This window comes from Flavobacterium galactosi (assembly GCF_048158585.1).
GTDB lineage: Bacteria > Bacteroidota > Bacteroidia > Flavobacteriales > Flavobacteriaceae > Flavobacterium > Flavobacterium galactosi.
Genome location: NZ_JBLNKV010000001.1, coordinates 627327 through 645733, shown reverse-complemented (window position 1 = coordinate 645733; position 18407 = coordinate 627327). Strand labels below are relative to the sequence as shown.

Sequence of the window (18407 nt, the reverse complement as noted above, 5' to 3'; positions counted from 1 at the left end):
TGTTTACCCTAAAGCCCTAGCCCTGATAGCTCCTTATTACTCTACCCAAGATTTATAATATTGTCCATCGTCAAGTCCCATCGCTTCTTCGGTTACCATTAACGGGCGAAACGTATCGACCATAACCGCTAATTCGTGCGTTATGGTTTGGCCAATGCTGCGCTCCATTGCTCCTGGTGCCGGTCCGTGCGGAATTCCTTTTGGATGTAACGTAATGTGACCTTGCTCAATATTGTTGCGGCTCATAAAATCTCCGTCTACATAATACAAAACCTCATCGCTGTCGATGTTGCTGTGATTATAAGGTGCCGGAATTGCTTTTGGGTGGTAATCATACAATCTTGGAACGAAAGAGCAAACCACAAAAGTCGCGGTTTCAAAAGTTTGATGAACCGGTGGCGGTTGATGGACGCGACCCGTTATAGGTTCGAAATTGTGAATACTGAATCCATAAGGAAAATTGTAACCATCCCAACCCACTACGTCAAAAGGATGTGTGGCATATACAATTTCGTGAATCATGCCTTCTTTTTTGATTTTGATAAGAAAGTCTCCTTTTTCATCATGCGTTTCTAACTCGTTTGGCAAAATAAAATCCCGTTCACAAAACGGAGAATGCTCTAAATGCTGACCCGATTGGTTTTTGTAGCGTTTTGGAGTGTAAAATGGTGCAAAAGATTCGACGTAAAACAATCTATTTTCTAAAGTGTCAAAATCGATTTGATAAATTATTCCACGTGGAATGATCAGATAATCTCCATATTTAAATGAAATATTTCCCATCATAGTCCGCAATTTTCCTTTCCCTTTGTGAATGAAAATCATTTCATCGGCATCGGCATTTTTATAGAAATACGAACGCAAGGATTGTTTTGGCGCAGCTAATCCAATGGTGCAATCTCTATTGACCAGCATGGGTTTGCGACTGTCCAGAAAATCATCTTCGGGTTTTAACTCAAATCCTTTTAACAATAACGATTTTATGTTTTTCCCAATGGCAATTTTTGGTTCAACGGAGTAAGAATTAAGAATTTCTTTTATTTGCGTAGGTCTGTGAACATGATATAACAAGGACGAATTGCCATGAAAACCCTCTGTTCCAAAAAGTTGTTCGTAGTACAAACCACCGTTTGGTTTTTCGAATTGTGTGTGTCTCTTTTGAGGAAAACTTCCTAATTTATGATATAAAGGCATGATTTTTTTTGTTTAAAAGTGTAACAATTTAAAGTTGAGATTACTTTATAATGTGCTATGATTAATCAAAAAAAGGGTACTCACTCAGGATTTCTCTTGATAAGGAATTGAAGATAATCTAATAAACCTAGCCATTTTGTTTTCATTATAACAAATATCGGAATTATTATTGAAATAAATTACAATTAAAATAAAAATCCAATACTAAACCAAGTGAATCCTTTTCCAGTTTCCGGCGACCAGGAATGTTTTATTTCTACTGGTCCAATTACCGTTTCAAGACCATATCCTACCGCATATCCTGAATATTTCGGAATCGAAATCCAATTTACTGATTCAAAAATTCTATCCCCAATATTGGCGAAATTCGCTGAAAAGTTGACATGGTTGTTTTTATAGAACTCGTAATCAATTGTTGCAGTTGATTTTATATAACTATTAGCAGCCACACTTAAGTAATCATAACCGTATAAATACTTAAAATTATTTATGGGATTATATCCATATCCCCCCAAAATAAAATTAAAAAAAGCTACACTTTCATTCCCAAAAGAAAATCCCGCGTCAGTTTGAAATTTTACTGTCGTATTTTTAAAAAGTGTTGCTGCTATTCCAAAATCGCCTTTTGCAATAGAGAACGGATTAAAATCTCCCGTGTAATTTGAAGAAAGTAAATAGGATTGAATATCCCCTGAAAAATACCATCCTTTTTTAGGGAAATATTTATTATCAAAAGAATCAAATTTCATATACCCAAAAACACTTAAATAATTACTTTGATCAATTATTGGATCTACATTAGCCAATGTTTCTGACTTTATTTTTAAAAATTTAAGTTCCACTCCTCCTCCTATTAGAAATTTCTGTACAAATAAAGATTGAAAATAAGCTTGATTTGTTAAGTCGGTAAAATCAACATTAATTGAATTCACTTCACTTAAATTCAAATTACTTATTCCTTTAGCAACATTTCTATTGAATTGATTGAATTGAGATTTAAAACCAAAACTCAGTTTAAATCCGTTTTCTACATAATAATCCAAATTGAATCTGATATTGTCCCCTAAAACAATGTCAAATGAAGCTATATCATTTTTAAAAAGTGTTCTTTTACGTGTCAAGTTAACTAAAACAGCACTTTTAAACAAATTATCATAATGCAATCCAAATTTTAAATAGGTCTTCGTCGAATTTTCTTTCAGACTGATATTTAAATCATCCCCGTTTTGATTAGCATCCAAAGAATAGGATATGGCACTAAAATTTTGAGTCGCATTAATATTGTTTATCCCCTTCAACAAATCATTGTAGGTGGTCTTGGCTCCTGGTTTAAACCTTAATTTACCTATAACATAATCTTCTGTATAATTGTCCAATTCATTACAATTTATGTTTTTAATTTGTAAACTATCGGTAATTATTTTCAGCTCTGGTTTCTTATATGGATTTGATTCATCAACTAACACTTTTAATTTTTCAAAAACAGAAAATGTTGCTTCTTCTCCCTTTCTAATAATTTCTTTGCCTTTATCAAATGATATAACACCATAGTTTTTGATGTCTGGTTTTATATAGATATCAGTGTCTTTTACGTTTCTCTTCATTCTTTCTCTTGATTGAAGATTAGTAATTTGCACCAAAATTTTTGTGGCGTCTTTAAGTTGGGTTCTGTCCAATAAATCATTCTGAACATCAACACCTATAATAATATCAGCTCCAAGTTTTCTAACTTCTTCAATAGGATAATTATTAGCAACGCCACCATCTACAAGTAGTTTTCCATCAATTTCCACAGGAGAAAACAAAGATGGAAATGCCGAACTGGCAATCATAGCCTGAGCCAAATTTCCTTTATTCAACAAAACTTCTTCTCCTGTTTCTATATTGGTCCCGATACATAAAAAAGGAATTGGAAGCTTATTAAAATCCTTTATATGCCTGACGTTTCTGGTAATTCTACTCAATAAATTATAATTATACATCCCCTTTGACAATGCTTCAGGAATTCCAATTTTTAGTCTATTAAACGGCAGCACCAATGCATATAATTCGTCGTTTCGTCTTTCATAAAAATTTTTGGAAGATCTGGGAATAAAGTCGTTTAATAGTTCATCAAAATTTGTTGATTGAAAAATGGAATCAATCTGGCTTGCATTATATCCCGAAGCATACAGCCCGCCAACAACCGCACCCATACTGGTACCGCCAATGTAATCAATCTTGATTCCTGCTTCTTCAAGTACTTTCAAAACTCCAATATGCGCAAATCCTTTTGCTCCACCACCACTTAAAACCAAACCGATTTTTGGTCGGTTGTGCTCCTGCGAAAACAAGGTTAAACTCATACATAAAACAATGAATAAAAGCGCAATTTTCTTCATAAGTAGCAATTTGGTAGGTAATCGAAAGATGTATTAATTATTCATCTGCTGCCTTGTAAAATTCGGTAATTTTTTTGGCTTTTGATACACCTATAACGTCAGAAATTTCTTTTTCTGTCGCTAACTTCAATCTTTTAACACTTTTAAAGTGCTGAATCAAAGTCAGCATCGTTTTTTCTCCAATGCCAGGAATGCTTTCTATCGAAGAATTTAGTGCCGCTTTACTTCTTTTATCTCTGTGATGCGTAATTCCAAAACGGTGCGCTTCGTTCCGCAATTGCTGGATTACTTTCAAGGTTTCTGATTTTTTATCTAAATATAAAGGAATAGAATCCCCCGGATAAAACAGCTCTTCCAGTCTTTTTGCAATTCCAATTATAGCTATTTTTCCTCGCAAACCCAATTCATCAATACTCTTCAGTGCCGATGACAGTTGTCCTTTTCCTCCGTCAATAATAATTAATTGTGGTAAAGGTTGTTCCTCCTCTAATAATCGTTTGTATCTCCTATAAACTACCTCAGTCATAGACGCAAAATCATCCGGTCCTTCGACTGTTTTTATATTAAAATGACGGTAATCCTTTTTACTGGGTTTCCCATCTTTAAAAACAACACAAGCCGCTACTGGATTTGTTCCTTGAATATTCGAGTTATCAAAACATTCGATGTGACGCGGTTCAACAGGCAATCGCAAATCTTTTTGCATTTGCGCCATAATCCTTTTCGTATGGCGGTCTGGATCTACAATTTGCAGTTGTTTTAATTGTTCGATTCTATAAAACTTAGCGTTCCGAATGGACAAATCCAAAATTTGTTTTTTGTCTCCCAATTGTGGTACCGTAATTTTTATTTTTTCCCCCAAATCAACGTGAAACGGAACGATTACTTCCCGAGACAACAATTGAAAACGCTCTCTCAATTCGATAATCGCCAATTCTAATAATTCTTCATCGGATTCATCCAATTTCTTTTTGATTTCCATCGTATGCGAACGAATAATCGAACCATGAGAAATTTGCAGGAAATTCACATAAGCAGCACTTTCATCCGAAACGATCGAAAACACATCGATGTTGGTGATTTTTGGATTTACAATCGTGGAGCGTGATTGGTAATTTTCCAGCACTTCTATTTTTTCTTTTATTTTTTGCGCTTCTTCAAAATGCATATCGGCAGCCAGATTCGTCATTACACGCTTGAAATCTTTCATACTTTCCTTGAAATTCCCTTTTAAGATTTCGCGAATCGCATCGACTTGCTTCTGGTAATTTTCCAAAGTTTCAAAACCTTCACAAGGCCCCATGCAATTTCCAATATGATATTCGAGACAAACCTTGAATTTCCCGCTATCAATATTGCTTTTGCTCAAATCATAATTACAAGTTCTAAGTGGATATAATTCTTTAATCAGTTCTAAAATAGTATGCACCGTTTTGAAACTGGTATAGGGTCCAAAATATTCTGACCCATCTTTGACCATTCTTCGAGTGGCAAATATGCGCGAAAAAGGTTCTTTTTTGATACACAACCACGGATAACTTTTGTCATCCCGCAATAACACATTGTAACGGGGCTGCAAGGTTTTTATAAGGTTGTTTTCCAATAAAAGCGCATCGGTTTCCGTAGGAACTACTATGTGTTTTATGGTCACAATTTTCTTAACCAGCACATTGGTTTTGGCTGTGTCATGAATTTTATTAAAATAGGAAGAAACCCTCTTTTTCAAATTTTTGGCTTTGCCTACATACAAAATTTTCCCTTCCTTGTCGTAATATTGATATACGCCGGGATTATCAGGCAAGGTCTGTATTTGTAAGGCTAAAGATATTAGATTCATGTAACAAAGTTAATCTCAAAAATCACGAAATACAAATCAATGTCATCGAAATCTTTCTGACGAAAGTTTTATCAGAATTTTACTTTCTAATTCGTTATTATCCTTATTTTTATCTTTTCAATATCTTATGATAAAAATCAATACGACACCCATAGTTCTTTTTGGCGAAAGCATTATTCCCGGCGAAAGTAAAACCATCAACGTGGAAATTGCCAGATTACATACCACAACAAAACTGAACATCCCTATTATTGTCCGACGTTCTAAAATCGATGGTCCAGTGGTTCTTTTCTCTGCAGGATTACATGGCGACGAAATCAATGGCGTAGAAATCGTCAGGCAACTTATCCATAAAAAAATAAACAAACCGAAAAGAGGCACAATCATCTGTATTCCTATAATAAACGTCTATGGATTTGTCAATAAATCAAGAGAATTTCCTGATGGCAGGGATTTAAATCGAGTTTTTCCAGGAAGTAAAACTGGTTCTCTGGCCAGTAGATTTGCTTTTCATATTTTAACGGAGATTATGCCAATTGTAGAATACGCAGTCGATTTTCATGCCGGTGGCGCCAGCCGTTTCAATGCACCACAAATTCGTCTTACCCAAAATAATCCAGCCTTAAAAATATTGGCCGATGTATTTAATGCGCCTTTCACTTTATATTCTAAAAATATTTCAGGATCTTTCAGGAGTTCGAGTGAAAAAATGAATGTAAAAATGCTACTTTTTGAAGGTGGAAAATCACTAGACATCAACAACACTATTTCCGATGAAGGCGTAAATGGAGTAAAGCGCCTGTTAGCTCACCTTGACATGCTGGATTCAAAACATTATGTTAACAGACAAAGAGCACCCACTATTTATATTGAAAAATCCGGCTGGATAAGAGCCAAATGTTCCGGATTGTTGCATGATTATGATACAATAGGTAAATTTGTAAAAAAAGGAACTATTCTCGCGACCATAACAGATCCTTTTGGAAAATTTGAACGAAAAGTAAAAGCGCCCAATGACGGTTACGTAATCAATGCCAATCATTCGCCTATTGTTTACGAAGGCGATGCTATTTATCACATGTCGAATACTAACGAAGAAGATGAAGAATAAAAAAGAATTAAGATTAAAGCACAAAGCCTTGCGAAATTCACTTTCGGAAAATGAATTGGAAGAAATGAGTTTGGCTATCGCCAATAAAGTTCTGGAACTTCCTATTTGGGAGAAAACCTATTTCCATATTTTCCTTCCTATTACGGAACACAAAGAAGTCAACACCGAATTTATTTTGCACTTGTTATCCGGAAAGGACAAGGAAATCGTTCTTTCCAAATGCGATTTTAAAACGTGTAATTTGGTTCATTATCTTTTGACAGACAATACCAAAATCAAGAAAAACGAATATAATATTCCCGAACCTGTCGATGGGATTGAAGTCCCAACGCATAAAATCGATGTGGTTTTTGTACCCCTTCTGGCATTCGACAAAAAAGGAAATCGGGTGGGTTATGGTAAAGGATTTTATGACAAATTCTTATCGGAATGCAAACCGGAAACCATCAAAATTGGCCTTTCTTTCTTTGATCCCGAAGAATTGATTACAGATATTTTTGAAGGCGACGTAAAACTGGATTATTGTGTGACACCGAATTTAATTCACTCTTTTTAATTCTGAATGCGTACTTTCGCATATAAACCCAAATTAAAACCATGAAAAAAATTCAATACTCAAGATTTGCAACAATTCTTTTAATTGCTGTATTTGCCTTTTCACTATCTAACTGTGCGGTTAGAGTAGGGACAAACTCGAACAGAGCCTCTTACAAGACTAAAAGATTACCACCAGGACAAGCCAAAAAAATATATGGTGGAAAAAGTGCTAAAAGTTATGCTCCTGGGCAAAACAAATAAATCAAATAAAAAAGACCTATTCAATTATGAAATAGGTCTTTTTTATTTTTGTGAAACAGTAATTTAAAAACTTAGGCTGTTTTATGATGAAAAGCCTTTTTGTTGAAAAAAATCAAAATCCCAACTCCTGTTGAAATCGCCATATCGGCAATGTTGAAAATAGCGTTGAAAAATGTAAATTCTTTTCCGCCCCAAATTGGCACCCAAGCCGGTAAATTTCCATGCCAAAAAGGAAAATAAAACATATCTACAACTTGACCATGAAACCAGGTTCCATAAGGCTTGTCTGTGAATAAAGTAGCTAACTGCTGGTGACTATCGTCAAAAATAACTCCATAGAAAACAGAATCTATGATGTTTCCAAAAGCGCCTGCAAGAATTAATGCAATGGCTACAATTAAGTAATTAGAAATGTGTTTTCTTTCAACAGAATCCCACAACCAATATGCAATTCCGCCAACGGCAACTAATCTAAAAAGTGTCAGGAATAATTTTCCGTATGCTCCCGGGATTTTGGTTCCCCAGGCCATTCCTTCATTTTCGATAAAAAGAATTTTGAACCATTTGAACACTTCAACTTCTTCGCCTAAAATAAAATTAGTTTTAATGTATATTTTTGAAACTTGATCAACAAGCAATATGATAAAAATAAGGAGATACGCTTTTCGTAATGACATTTTATAAATTTTAATGGCGCAAAAGTAACAATTTAATCAAAAAAAACGCTCCCAATGGAGCGTTAAATATTGTTCAACAAGAGGTTTATCGTTGCAAGTTTTTTGCTTCGATGCTCATTGTTGCGTGAGGAACGATTTTCAATCTTTCTTTCCCAATTAATTTGCCTGTTACTTTGCAAATTCCGTATGTTTTGTTTTCTACACGGAAAAGTGCATTTTTCAAATCACGAATAAACTTTTCCTGACGAATCGCCAATTGCGAGTTTGCTTCTTTAGACATCGTTTCGCTTCCCTCTTCAAAGGCTTTAAATGTAGGTGACGTATCATCAGTCCCATTATTCAAATCATTCATGTAAGCACTTTTTATCAAATCTAAATCCGCTTGTGCTTTTTTAATTTTGTTAAGGATTATATCTTTGAACTCCGCCAAATCAGCGTCAGAGTATCTTGTTGCTTCATCTACCATATTCTAAGTTATTTAGTAATTATTATTTTTGTTTTTATTTGGTCAAATTCAATTTCCGTACCGTTTTCTATTTCATCTACAAAAACTAAATCGCTGGTTAATGTTTCTGATTTTATATATGCTTCATTTTTAAGAATTGCCTCTTCTAAAAGTCCATTCCTTTTCAGTTGAACTTTAATTTTATCAGTAACTTCAAATCCTGAATCTTTACGGATATTCTGAATTCTGTTTACTAATTCTCTGGCAATTCCTTCTTGTTTTAATTCTTCAGAAATTGTAATGTCAAGTGCAACCGTTATTCCGTTTGAATTGGCTACCAGCCAGCCTTCAATATCTTGTGATGTAATTTCTACATCTTCTAATGTTAAAGTTACGTTATTTCCTGCAATAACAATATCCAGGCTTCCATCCTTGTCCAATTGACTGATCTGCTCTTTAGAAAACCCTTGTATCCCCTTAGAAATCAAGCCCATATCCTTTCCGAACCGCGGCCCGAGTGCTTTAAAATTAGGTTTAATTTGTTTTACCAAAACACCCGAAGCATCATCCAAAAGTACGATTTCTTTCACATTTACCTCCGCTTTTATAAGGTCAGAAACAGCTTCAATTTCAGCTCTCTGATTCTCGTCAAGTACTGGTATCATTACCTTTTGCAACGGTTGACGCACCTTAATCATTTCCTTCTTTCGGAGTGATAAAACCAATGATGAAATGGTTTGTGCCTTCTGCATTTTACTCTCTAACATTTTATTAACATAGTTTTCAACCGAAACCGGAAACTCCGCCAAATGTACACTGTCATATTTTTCCGACTGTGTTGCTACAGTTAAATCTCTGTAAAGTTTATCCATGAAGAAGGGGGCAATAGGCGCACCCAGTTTACTTATGGTTAACAAACAAGTATATAAGGTTTGATAAGCAGCAATTTTGTCCTGTGCATATTCCCCTTTCCAGAAGCGTCTTCTGCACAAACGAACGTACCAGTTACTCAAGTTTTCCTGTACAAATTCTGAGATTGCACGAGCCGCTTTCGTTGGTTCATAATCCGCATAATAGCTATCAACATCTTTTATCAAGGTATTCAGTTCCGAGATAATCCATTGATCAATTTCCGGTCTTTCGTTTAATGGAATCTCCGCTTCTTCAAATTTGAAACCATCAATATTGGCATACAAACTAAAGAACGAATAAGTGTTGTACAATGTTCCAAAGAATTTTCTGCGTACCTCAGCGATTCCTTCTAAATCAAATTTCAAATTGTCCCAAGGATTCGCATTGGAAATCATATACCAACGCGTCGCATCTGGACCGTATTCTTTTAATGTTTCGAATGGATCTGCGGCATTCCCTAAACGTTTGGACATTTTTTGCCCATTTTTGTCTAAAACCAATCCGTTAGAAACTACATTTTTATAGGCTACTTTATCGAAAACTAATGTTGCAATAGCGTGCAACGTATAAAACCAACCACGCGTTTGATCGACACCTTCTGCGATAAAATCAGCAGGAAAATCTTTGTTTTCGTCTATTTTATCTTTATTTTCAAAAGGATAATGCCATTGTGCATAAGGCATGGAACCCGAATCAAACCAAACATCAATCAAGTCCGCTTCACGCGTCATCGGTTTGCCAGAAGCAGAAACCAAAGTAATTTCATCAACTACATTTTTATGTAAATCAATTAAATCGTAATTTGTTTCCGCCATATTTCCAATTTCAAACCCTTTGAAAGGATTTTCTTTTTGGAAACCTGCAGCGATTGATTTTTCGATTTCGTTGTATAATTCTTCAACGGAGCCTATTAAGATTTCTTCGGTTCCTTCTTCGGTTCTCCAAATTGGCAACGGAATTCCCCAGAATCTTGAACGCGATAAATTCCAGTCATTGGCATTTTTTAACCAATTCCCAAAACGTCCTTCTCCGGTAGCTTTTGGCTTCCAATTGATGGTTTCGTTCAAGTCGAACATTCTGTCTTTAACTTCAGAAATTTTTATAAACCAGGAATCCAAAGGATAGTATAAAATAGGTTTGTCTGTTCTCCAGCAATGTGGGTAACTGTGGACATATTTCTCTACTTTAAACGCTCTATTTTCTTCTTTTAATCGAATGGCGATTTCAACATCTATAGAACGTTCTGGTGCTTCACCATCATTATAATATTCGTTTTTGACATATTTACCGGCATATTCACCCATGTGCGAAGTGAATTTCCCTTGCAAATCTACTAACGGAACCGGAGTTCCATTTTCGTCAAGAACTAACATTGGAGGTACTTCAGGCGTAGCTTCTTTAGCCACTTTTGCATCATCAGCACCAAATGTTGGCGCAGTATGTACAATTCCTGTTCCGTCTTCGGTAGTTACGAAATCCCCTGAAATTACTCTAAAAGCATCTTCTGGATTTTGGTATGGCAAAGTAAACGACAGTAATTGTTCGTAACGAATATCAACCAAATCAGCTCCTTTGCATTCAGCAAGAACCTGATAAGGAATTTTCTTATCACCTTCTTTGAAATTTTCAAAATCAGCTGGCTCAGCACTTTCGAAGAACCCTTTTCCGAATTGTTTTCCAACTAAATTCTTAGCCAAAATCAATGTTGCCGGACGAAACGTATATTGATTAAATGTTTTTACTAAAGCATATTCGATTTTTGGACCTACAGTCAAAGCTGTATTACTTGGCAAAGTCCACGGCGTTGTCGTCCACGCCAAGAAATAAATATCCTCTAAATCCAACGCTTCTAATTTGTAATGCTGTAAGTTTTTTGAAGTGATATAATCATAAAACTTAGAGAACAACAATTCTTTGTGCGTGTCAATCACTTTAAATTGTGCCACAACTGTCGTATCCGTAACATCACGGTAACTTCCCGGCTGGTTCACTTCGTGAGAAGACAATCCTGTTCCTGCTTTTGGAGAATACGGTTGAATGGTGTAGCCTTTGTACATCAAATCCTTGTTGTAGATTTGTTTCAAAATCCACCAAACCGTTTCCATGTATTTGGATTTATACGTCACATATGGATCTTCCATATCCACCCAATAACCCATTTTTTCAGTCAAATCATTCCATACGTCCGTATAACGCATCACGGTTTTTTTACACGCTTCGTTGTATTCTTCGATGGAAATGGTCTTTCCAATATCTTCTTTGGTAATTCCTAATTCTTTTTCAGTACCCAATTCCACTGGTAAACCATGCGTATCCCAGCCAGCTTTACGCTTTACTTGGAACCCTTTTTGAGTTTTATATCTACAAAAAATATCTTTAATCGCACGCGCCATTACATGATGAATTCCTGGCAATCCATTTGCCGAAGGCGGACCTTCAAAAAACACGAATGGTGGGTTTCCTTCACGAGTGGTTACGCTTTTCTCAAATATGTTTTCCTTCTTCCAAAAATCAAGTACTTCTGACGCTACCGTTGGTAAGTCAAGTCCTTTGTATTCAGTAAATTTTGTGCTCATTTTATCCTTTTCTTAATCGAGGTGCGAAAGTAATAAATAGTTACGAATTATGGGTGATGCAGGACAATTTTTTGCGTTAGCGAGAACATTGAAATCCTTTTATGAGGTTTAAAAGGAATAAAAATCGGAATGATTAGCACAAATAAAATGGTAATAAATAGTTTTTAAGCCCGAATAAAAAATCAATAAAATTTCTATGTCAGCATCTACCCCTGAAAAAATGGAGATTAGGATAACCAAAAAAAGCATCTTGGATCTGAAATCCAAGATGCTTTTATAAAAACACACCTTTAGCTGTTGGCATAAAATCTAAAGCTATTTAAGGGCCTTTTTTAATTCCGCAGCGGCTTGCAACAAAGCTGATTTAGTGCCGGGAATCGTACTTATTGCATTTAACAAGCCCCAATCGTGAATCATTCCATTATAACGTGTTGCGGTAACTTTCACTCCTGCTTCGTCTAATTTACGGGCGTATGCTTCCCCTTCGTCTCTTAAAATATCGTTTTCTGCAGTTTGCACCAATGCTGGCGGTAATCCTTTTAACTGACTTGTTGTAGCCTGCAAAGGTGACGCATAAATTTCTTTACGTTGTTTAGGGTCGGTTGTATAATTATCCCACATCCACATCATTAAGGGTTTAGTCAAGAATCGGTCTTTACCAAACAAGTTATAGGATTCTGTTTCAAAATCAGCATTGGTTACCGGCCAAAATAAAACCTGTAATTTAATGTTCGGTCCTTTTTTATCTTTAGCCATTAATGCAACAACGGTAGCCATGTTTCCTCCAACACTATTTCCTGCCACTGCAAGCCGTTGACCATCAACCCCAATTTCTTCCCCATGTTCAGCTACCCATTTTGTAGCATTATAGGCTTGGTTAATTGCGACAGGGTAATGCGCTTCAGGAGATGGCGCATAGTTAACAAAAACTGCTACAGCACCCGATTCCACCACTAAATCTCTAACCATTCGTTGATGTGTAGGAAAATCTCCCAGCACCCAACCTCCGCCATGAAAGAACATAAATACTGGCAATATGCCTTTTGCATTTTCAGGCTTAACGATATTTAGTTTAATGCTTTGGCCATCCTCAACAATAGTCTTTTCTGTAACTGCGACACCAGACATATCAACCTTGACAGATGCTTGCGCACCTACAAGCACTTTTCTAGCTTCGACAGGAGACAATTGCTCTAATGGCTTGCCTGTACCCGAATTTAGAACTTTAAGAAACCCTCTAATGTTGCTTTCAATGTTAGGATCCTGCGAAGCATCTTTTGTTTGTGCAGACACTTCACTTGAAAAAGCAATTGCTAACAATAATGTTCCTACTTTTTTTAATTTTGATTTCATCTGATCTATTTTAAATTTAAAGGTATAATTAAACGCTGTAGGTGAATTCAAAAAAAACTGGGACTTTCTGCTTTAACAAATTATTTTTTAAGATATGGCGTTTTAAAATGTGACTAACAATATTAGTAGATTACTGAAAAAGACTTGAACCAGTCAAGATTATGGCTATCAGAATGTTAAAAAGAAAATACTACTTATTTACATCAAATGTAGTCAATAATTATTGTCAAATTTTAAAAATTACAGGTTCTTTTAACAGCACCCTTAAATTATAACATTAAAATCAACAAAAAAATAACTCATTTATTTACAGTCAATTAACTTGATCTAAACACAACGAATAGTTAAAACAGAAGTTATTAATTAATCTAAATCAATTTTAGAATAGCATAGAATTTGAACTACAAAGATCAAGAGAATACCTCTTTCAAAACGTCCAGAGATTTTGGTTTTTTAAAGCCGTCCAAGTGAAAACTATAGTAATCGATTAGAATTTTTAAAACTATTTGTCTTTCAATAACATGAAATATTTTTTGATTGTTATCGAATTTTAAATCAATGAGTTTTTTGAATAAATTACTTTCATGTTCCGTAAGCGAACTAATGGCATGAAAGGGCGTAAAGATACCTTCGCTCATTTCGAAAAAAGGCATATCCATATCCGAAATATCAGGGTAAAAGCCCAAATATTTTGTAGTTTCCAATAATAAAATCAAATGGAAATTAGCAATTTCATCGTGGTTATCCAACCAATGCAAGGCAGTTTCCAAAAACGTAAATAAGTGTTCGTTTTTTTCTTCTTCATGAATCGAATGGTGCAGCATTTCAGAAATGAACATCACGATTGTACTTTTATAAATATCCGAATGAATGGAATGAAAAGGAGAATCAATTTTTATTTCCTTGAAATTTTCTAAAGTGCCTTTGTTCTTATGAATCGCTTCAATTTCGAGAATGGTCAACGGTTGAAAATAAGCAATTTTCTGATTGGACTTTCTCGAAGAAAAAGCATCCCGAACAAAATAAGATTTCAAACCATGCGACAACGTGAAGCATTTCACAATCAAGCTTTTTTCCTGGAATTTTAATGACGAAATGACGATGGCTTTGGTTTTTACGAGCACAATTTTAATTTAAAGATTGAAAAATTTAAAGATTGAAAAATTCATTCCTCTAAATTACCTTATTATCATTACTTTTTTAACTTTAGTTTCCACTCCGTCTTGTGCCGAAATAAAAATCATATACACTCCAGAAGCCACTTTGTATTTTCCAAAAGCCGTGGTATCCCATTCTATAGTTCCTCCTTCGGAAGTAGTTTCATAAACTAGATTTCCTTCAATATCGGTGATTTTGATATTGGCTCTATCGAGTAATCCGGCAATTTTAACGGTTCCTAGATATTCAGGACGCACTGGATTTGGATACACATACGCATTATTTAAATCCTCATTTGCTTCAGTCGAGACTCCTTTGAAAGAGACCAAACCTTTGGCGGTAGCTATGAAAACTTCGCCTGTTGTGCTGTTGATATCAATGTCATTTATAACATTACTGGGCAAAGGCGAATTGCTGGTCGTGAAATGATACTTGGTTTCCAGACCGTTTGGTGACACCAAAAAAACACCTGAATCCGCAGTACCAATCCACTTATTATTTGCTCCATCAACAACAATATCGGTAATAAATTGTTCGTACAATAATTCTTGGGCCAAGTTATCTTCCAATATAATAATGGGGTTAGCCGTTAATTGCTCCTCAGATTGAAAACTGCCAACATTAGACAAAATTCGCAATCCTTTTGTAGTTCCTATCCAAAGTTGGTTTCGGGTATCAACTGCAACTACTCTAACATCAGCAATGGGCAAATTTCCGGTATCAGGACCTGTGGTTATTTTCTTAAATTTATTATTACTTTCGTTAAAACCAATAACACCGTCACTACTTGTGGAAAGCCATTTCGTACCATTTTTATCAATGGCAATTGTTCCAAAATTAGTATCAATGGCTGAATCCAGAATATTTTCCATCGCATAACTTTGCCATTGTCCGTTAGTTTTCAAAACTTTCAACCCGTTTTTTATTCTGCTATTGGTGACCCAAAAATTCCCGGATTTATCAAATGCTGCTCCGTTTATCCGAATATCAATATAATTTGGACCCGCAAAGGTTAATGATTCTAAACCGCTATTGGTTTGATTGTACAAAATTTTCGGTTCATCATTTTCAATTTTTAACAATCCTGAAAAAAAAGAACTCGCATACACTTCATTTTCCTTACTGGGATTAACTGTAATTCTGGTCATGGATTTAGCTCCCAAAACTTTCTCATACGGAATATTCAACCATCCTGTTGTGCTGAATTTACTTATGCCATAACTATCTAAGTCATACGGATTATAATCTACTGTATAATCGCCATAAACCGTCCAAAGCGAATTTGATGTGGCTTGAAGCGCAAATATATTATTCCGTGAAGGTCCAATGGGAGTCGTATTTTCGAAGGTCGTAATTGAAGAAAGAGAAGTAGCAATTAATCCCTTTTCTTTTGTTCCAATGAAAATGGTGTCGCCTACTATTGTTGCACAATTAAAACTGGGAGTGCTTTCCGTAATTTGGTTTGTGTTTATTTGGCGTACCAAAACCATCTGACTGTTATAAATATATACATTGTTTAAAGTGGTTACTATCAAATAACCCGCAGTTGCTCTCATATCTAAAGCTGGTGATGGAAGCGCTAAATATCCTGTAAACGAATTCGTGTTCGCATTATATTTATGGATATATCCTGAAGTATTAACAGCAAACAAATCTGTTCCTAATGTCGCTATACCAGACCAGTTTCCGCCAGCAATTGTTCCCCATTGACTAAAATCTACTAAGTTTTTATTTGAAATAGTGGCTCTTTTTATACCGCTATTTGTAGCGGCATAAATAAATCCATTAACCAAGGCTGTTTGGTTTACCATTATTTCGGCGCCATTTGTACCAATAAAATAGGTGTCCCCAAATTGCATGGTTAATAAATTGAATTGAACAATTCCAAAATCACAGGAAACATAAGCAATACCTTCGAATTCCATGAAGTGATTGATTTTTTTTATGTTTGAAGGAAGTTGTTTATTGATAATATCTACCACTTTGAGTATGGTTCCATCGGTTTCATTAATGACTATTATCAATCCATTTTCGTATCCTACAATTGTTTTATTGAATGTTGTGCTGTGGAATAATGCCGAAATGGTTTCTCCAGAAAGTCCATCAATAGTATTGGTAGTTTTAATCTGGCTTGTTGCTATATTTTTAGAAAATAAGGCATTTTCTGAAGCAGCAAAAACTGCGGTATTGGATTCTGAAACGTCTTTAATTTCATTGTAAGAGAAATATCCTTGCCACGACAGATTACTTTGGGTAAAACCCATTTGGATAAAAAGTAAAAGCAAAAAACATAAACCGTTCTTTTTCATTATTTGCATGAATATTGGTTTACAAATATAGAACAAACGAAAGTATTAGAATTTTGTTACACAAAAAAAATGCCTTCCATCCGTAACATCGGCAGAAGGCATTTTAAATTATAATTAAACCTGATTTATACTACTCCTTGAGCTAGCATTGCATCAGCTACTTTTACAAATCCAGCAATATTTGCACCTTTTACATAGTTTACATAACCTTCTTCGTCAGTACCATATTTTTTGCATTGATTGTGTATTCCTACCATAATCTCTTTCAATCTGGAGTCCACTTCCTCGCTCGTCCAGTTTAGACGAATTGAGTTTTGTGTCATCTCTAATCCTGAAGCTGCTACACCACCTGCATTTGCAGCTTTACCCGGAGCAAAAAGCACCTTAGCTTTCAAGAAAAGCTTGATAGCCTCTAGCGTACAAGGCATATTTGCCGCTTCAGTAACACAAATAACACCATTTGCAATTAAATTTTTTGCATCTTCCTCATTCAACTCATTTTGAGTTGCACAAGGTATCGCAATATCAACTTTTACTTCCCATACGCTTTTCCCTTTGTGGAATTTAGCTTTTGGATATTTTTCTAAATAAGCTTCAGCTCTATTATCACCTCTTGCTCTCATTTCAAGCATAAAGTCAATTTTATCTCCAGAGATTCCTTCCTCATCATAAATATACCCATCAGGACCAGAAATAGTGACTACTTTTCCTCCAAGGTCGTTTATTTTTAAAGCTACTCCCCACGCAACATTACCAAATCCTGAAATAGAAACTGTTTTACCATTAATAGTTTGCCCAATAGTTTTAAGCATTTGTTCAGCAAAATAAACAACTCCGTAACCCGTCGCTTCCGGTCTAATTAAAGAACCTCCATAAGCCAATCCTTTACCAGTTAAAACTCCGGTAAACTCATTTCTTATTCTCTTATATTGGCCAAATAAATAACCAATCTCTCTGGCTCCAACACCAATATCTCCGGCAGGAACGTCTAATTGTGGTCCAATATGCCTGCACAACTCAGTCATGAAAGACTGACAGAAACGCATCACTTCCCCATCAGATTTTCCTTGTGGATCAAAGTCAGATCCTCCTTTACCACCACCCATTGGCAAAGTGGTCAAACTATTTTTGAATACTTGTTCGAATGCTAAAAATTTAAGCACCGATAAATTTACGGTATGATGAAAACGTATTCCTCCTTTATAAGGTCCAATTGCAGAATTCATTTGGATTCTAAAACCTCTATTTACCTGAATTTCGCCTTTATCATCTACCCAAGGAACGCGAAATATAATAGAACGCTCTGGCTCAGCTATTCTGAGAAGCAAATTTTTTCCATCATATTTTTTTTGCTCCGCAATAAATGGGATAACAGTTTCAGCAAATTCTCTAACAGCTTGAATAAATTCAGGCTCATTTGGATTTTTTGACTCAACTTGAGCCATAAATTGATTTATTTTATTTTCCATCTTGAAATAAATTATTCAAACAAAATTAATATTAATAGTTCCTTAAATACAATAATCGCTTTTAAGAAAACGTTTTCGTTGGTGTATACAAAGATACATTTTATAAAAATATCGAAGTCTATTTTTTTGTTTTATAGATAGAATTATCTTTTTATTAAGCAATTATAAAGAAATATACTTTTAAAAC

The 18407-nt window shown here is 35.1% G+C and carries 13 protein-coding genes; 3 read left to right on the top strand and 10 right to left on the bottom strand.

Annotated features, from left to right (window positions below):
- Window positions 1–36: 36 nt before the first annotated feature.
- The 3 genes from ACM55M_RS02795 to uvrC form a co-directional block, all read right to left on the bottom strand.
- Entirely contained in the window at window positions 37–1194 is a 1158-nt protein-coding gene (locus tag ACM55M_RS02795) for a homogentisate 1,2-dioxygenase (protein WP_416855969.1), read from the bottom strand.
- A 185-nt stretch (window positions 1195–1379) separates the two neighbouring features.
- The gene (locus ACM55M_RS02790; protein WP_416855967.1) at window positions 1380–3575 is read right to left on the bottom strand and encodes a patatin-like phospholipase family protein; all 2196 of its coding nucleotides are present in this window, start codon (window positions 3573–3575) and stop codon (window positions 1380–1382) included.
- A 37-nt stretch (window positions 3576–3612) separates the two neighbouring features.
- Entirely contained in the window at window positions 3613–5412 is a 1800-nt protein-coding gene (gene uvrC, locus ACM55M_RS02785) for an excinuclease ABC subunit UvrC (RefSeq protein WP_416855966.1), read from the bottom strand.
- A gap of 127 nt (window positions 5413–5539) precedes the next feature.
- Here uvrC and ACM55M_RS02780 point away from each other — a divergent pair, with 127 nt between their 5' ends.
- From ACM55M_RS02780 to ACM55M_RS02770, 3 genes are read left to right on the top strand one after another with little or no spacing between them, the layout of a single operon-like run.
- Window positions 5540–6523, top strand: coding sequence for a succinylglutamate desuccinylase/aspartoacylase family protein (locus tag ACM55M_RS02780; protein WP_416855965.1), 984 nt, complete (start codon window positions 5540–5542; stop codon window positions 6521–6523).
- Window positions 6513–7079, top strand: coding sequence for a 5-formyltetrahydrofolate cyclo-ligase (locus tag ACM55M_RS02775; RefSeq protein WP_416855964.1), 567 nt, complete (start codon window positions 6513–6515; stop codon window positions 7077–7079). Before ACM55M_RS02780 ends, ACM55M_RS02775 begins: the two co-directional genes overlap by 11 nt.
- 41 nt (window positions 7080–7120) lie before the next feature.
- Entirely contained in the window at window positions 7121–7321 is a 201-nt protein-coding gene (locus ACM55M_RS02770) for a hypothetical protein (protein WP_416855963.1), read from the top strand.
- Between the two features lie 71 nt (window positions 7322–7392).
- Here the strand turns inward: ACM55M_RS02770 and ACM55M_RS02765 are convergent, their stop codons facing one another.
- From ACM55M_RS02765 to gdhA, 7 genes are all read right to left on the bottom strand, one after another.
- A complete protein-coding gene (locus ACM55M_RS02765; RefSeq protein ID WP_416855962.1) occupies window positions 7393–7998 on the bottom strand; it encodes a lipoprotein signal peptidase in 606 nt (201 codons plus the stop codon).
- Between the two features lie 85 nt (window positions 7999–8083).
- Window positions 8084–8464, bottom strand: a complete 381-nt coding sequence (locus ACM55M_RS02760; RefSeq protein WP_416855961.1) for a TraR/DksA family transcriptional regulator — start codon at window positions 8462–8464, stop codon at window positions 8084–8086.
- 8 nt (window positions 8465–8472) lie between these two features.
- Window positions 8473–11931 carry an isoleucine--tRNA ligase gene (ileS, locus tag ACM55M_RS02755; protein ID WP_416855960.1) on the bottom strand — a complete coding sequence of 1153 codons (3459 nt, stop codon included), beginning with the start codon at window positions 11929–11931 and terminating at the stop codon, window positions 8473–8475.
- 315 nt (window positions 11932–12246) lie between these two features.
- Entirely contained in the window at window positions 12247–13284 is a 1038-nt protein-coding gene (locus tag ACM55M_RS02750; RefSeq protein WP_416855958.1) for an alpha/beta hydrolase, read from the bottom strand.
- Window positions 13285–13694: 410 nt separating this feature from the next.
- Window positions 13695–14408, bottom strand: coding sequence for a DNA repair protein RecO (recO, locus tag ACM55M_RS02745; protein ID WP_416855957.1), 714 nt, complete (start codon window positions 14406–14408; stop codon window positions 13695–13697).
- A 54-nt stretch (window positions 14409–14462) separates the two neighbouring features.
- Window positions 14463–16751, bottom strand: a complete 2289-nt coding sequence (gene porZ / locus ACM55M_RS02740; RefSeq protein WP_416855956.1) for a type IX secretion system anionic LPS delivery protein PorZ — start codon at window positions 16749–16751, stop codon at window positions 14463–14465.
- 125 nt (window positions 16752–16876) lie between these two features.
- The gene (gdhA, locus tag ACM55M_RS02735) at window positions 16877–18220 is read right to left on the bottom strand and encodes an NADP-specific glutamate dehydrogenase (protein WP_416855955.1); all 1344 of its coding nucleotides are present in this window, start codon (window positions 18218–18220) and stop codon (window positions 16877–16879) included.
- Between the last annotated feature and the right edge of the window lie 187 nt (window positions 18221–18407).

Coding starts and splice junctions, on each gene's coding strand:
- ACM55M_RS02795 (WP_416855969.1), bottom strand. CDS start 1,194: ATGCCTTTATATCATAAATTAGGAAGTTTTCCTCAAAAGAGACACACA.
- ACM55M_RS02790 (WP_416855967.1), bottom strand. CDS start 3,575: ATGAAGAAAATTGCGCTTTTATTCATTGTTTTATGTATGAGTTTAACC.
- uvrC (WP_416855966.1), bottom strand. CDS start 5,412: ATGAATCTAATATCTTTAGCCTTACAAATACAGACCTTGCCTGATAAT.
- ACM55M_RS02780 (WP_416855965.1), top strand. CDS start 5,540: ATGATAAAAATCAATACGACACCCATAGTTCTTTTTGGCGAAAGCATT.
- ACM55M_RS02775 (WP_416855964.1), top strand. CDS start 6,513: ATGAAGAATAAAAAAGAATTAAGATTAAAGCACAAAGCCTTGCGAAAT.
- ACM55M_RS02770 (WP_416855963.1), top strand. CDS start 7,121: ATGAAAAAAATTCAATACTCAAGATTTGCAACAATTCTTTTAATTGCT.
- ACM55M_RS02765 (WP_416855962.1), bottom strand. CDS start 7,998: ATGTCATTACGAAAAGCGTATCTCCTTATTTTTATCATATTGCTTGTT.
- ACM55M_RS02760 (WP_416855961.1), bottom strand. CDS start 8,464: ATGGTAGATGAAGCAACAAGATACTCTGACGCTGATTTGGCGGAGTTC.
- ileS (WP_416855960.1), bottom strand. CDS start 11,931: ATGAGCACAAAATTTACTGAATACAAAGGACTTGACTTACCAACGGTA.
- ACM55M_RS02750 (WP_416855958.1), bottom strand. CDS start 13,284: ATGAAATCAAAATTAAAAAAAGTAGGAACATTATTGTTAGCAATTGCT.
- porZ (WP_416855956.1), bottom strand. CDS start 16,751: ATGAAAAAGAACGGTTTATGTTTTTTGCTTTTACTTTTTATCCAAATG.
- gdhA (WP_416855955.1), bottom strand. CDS start 18,220: ATGGAAAATAAAATAAATCAATTTATGGCTCAAGTTGAGTCAAAAAAT.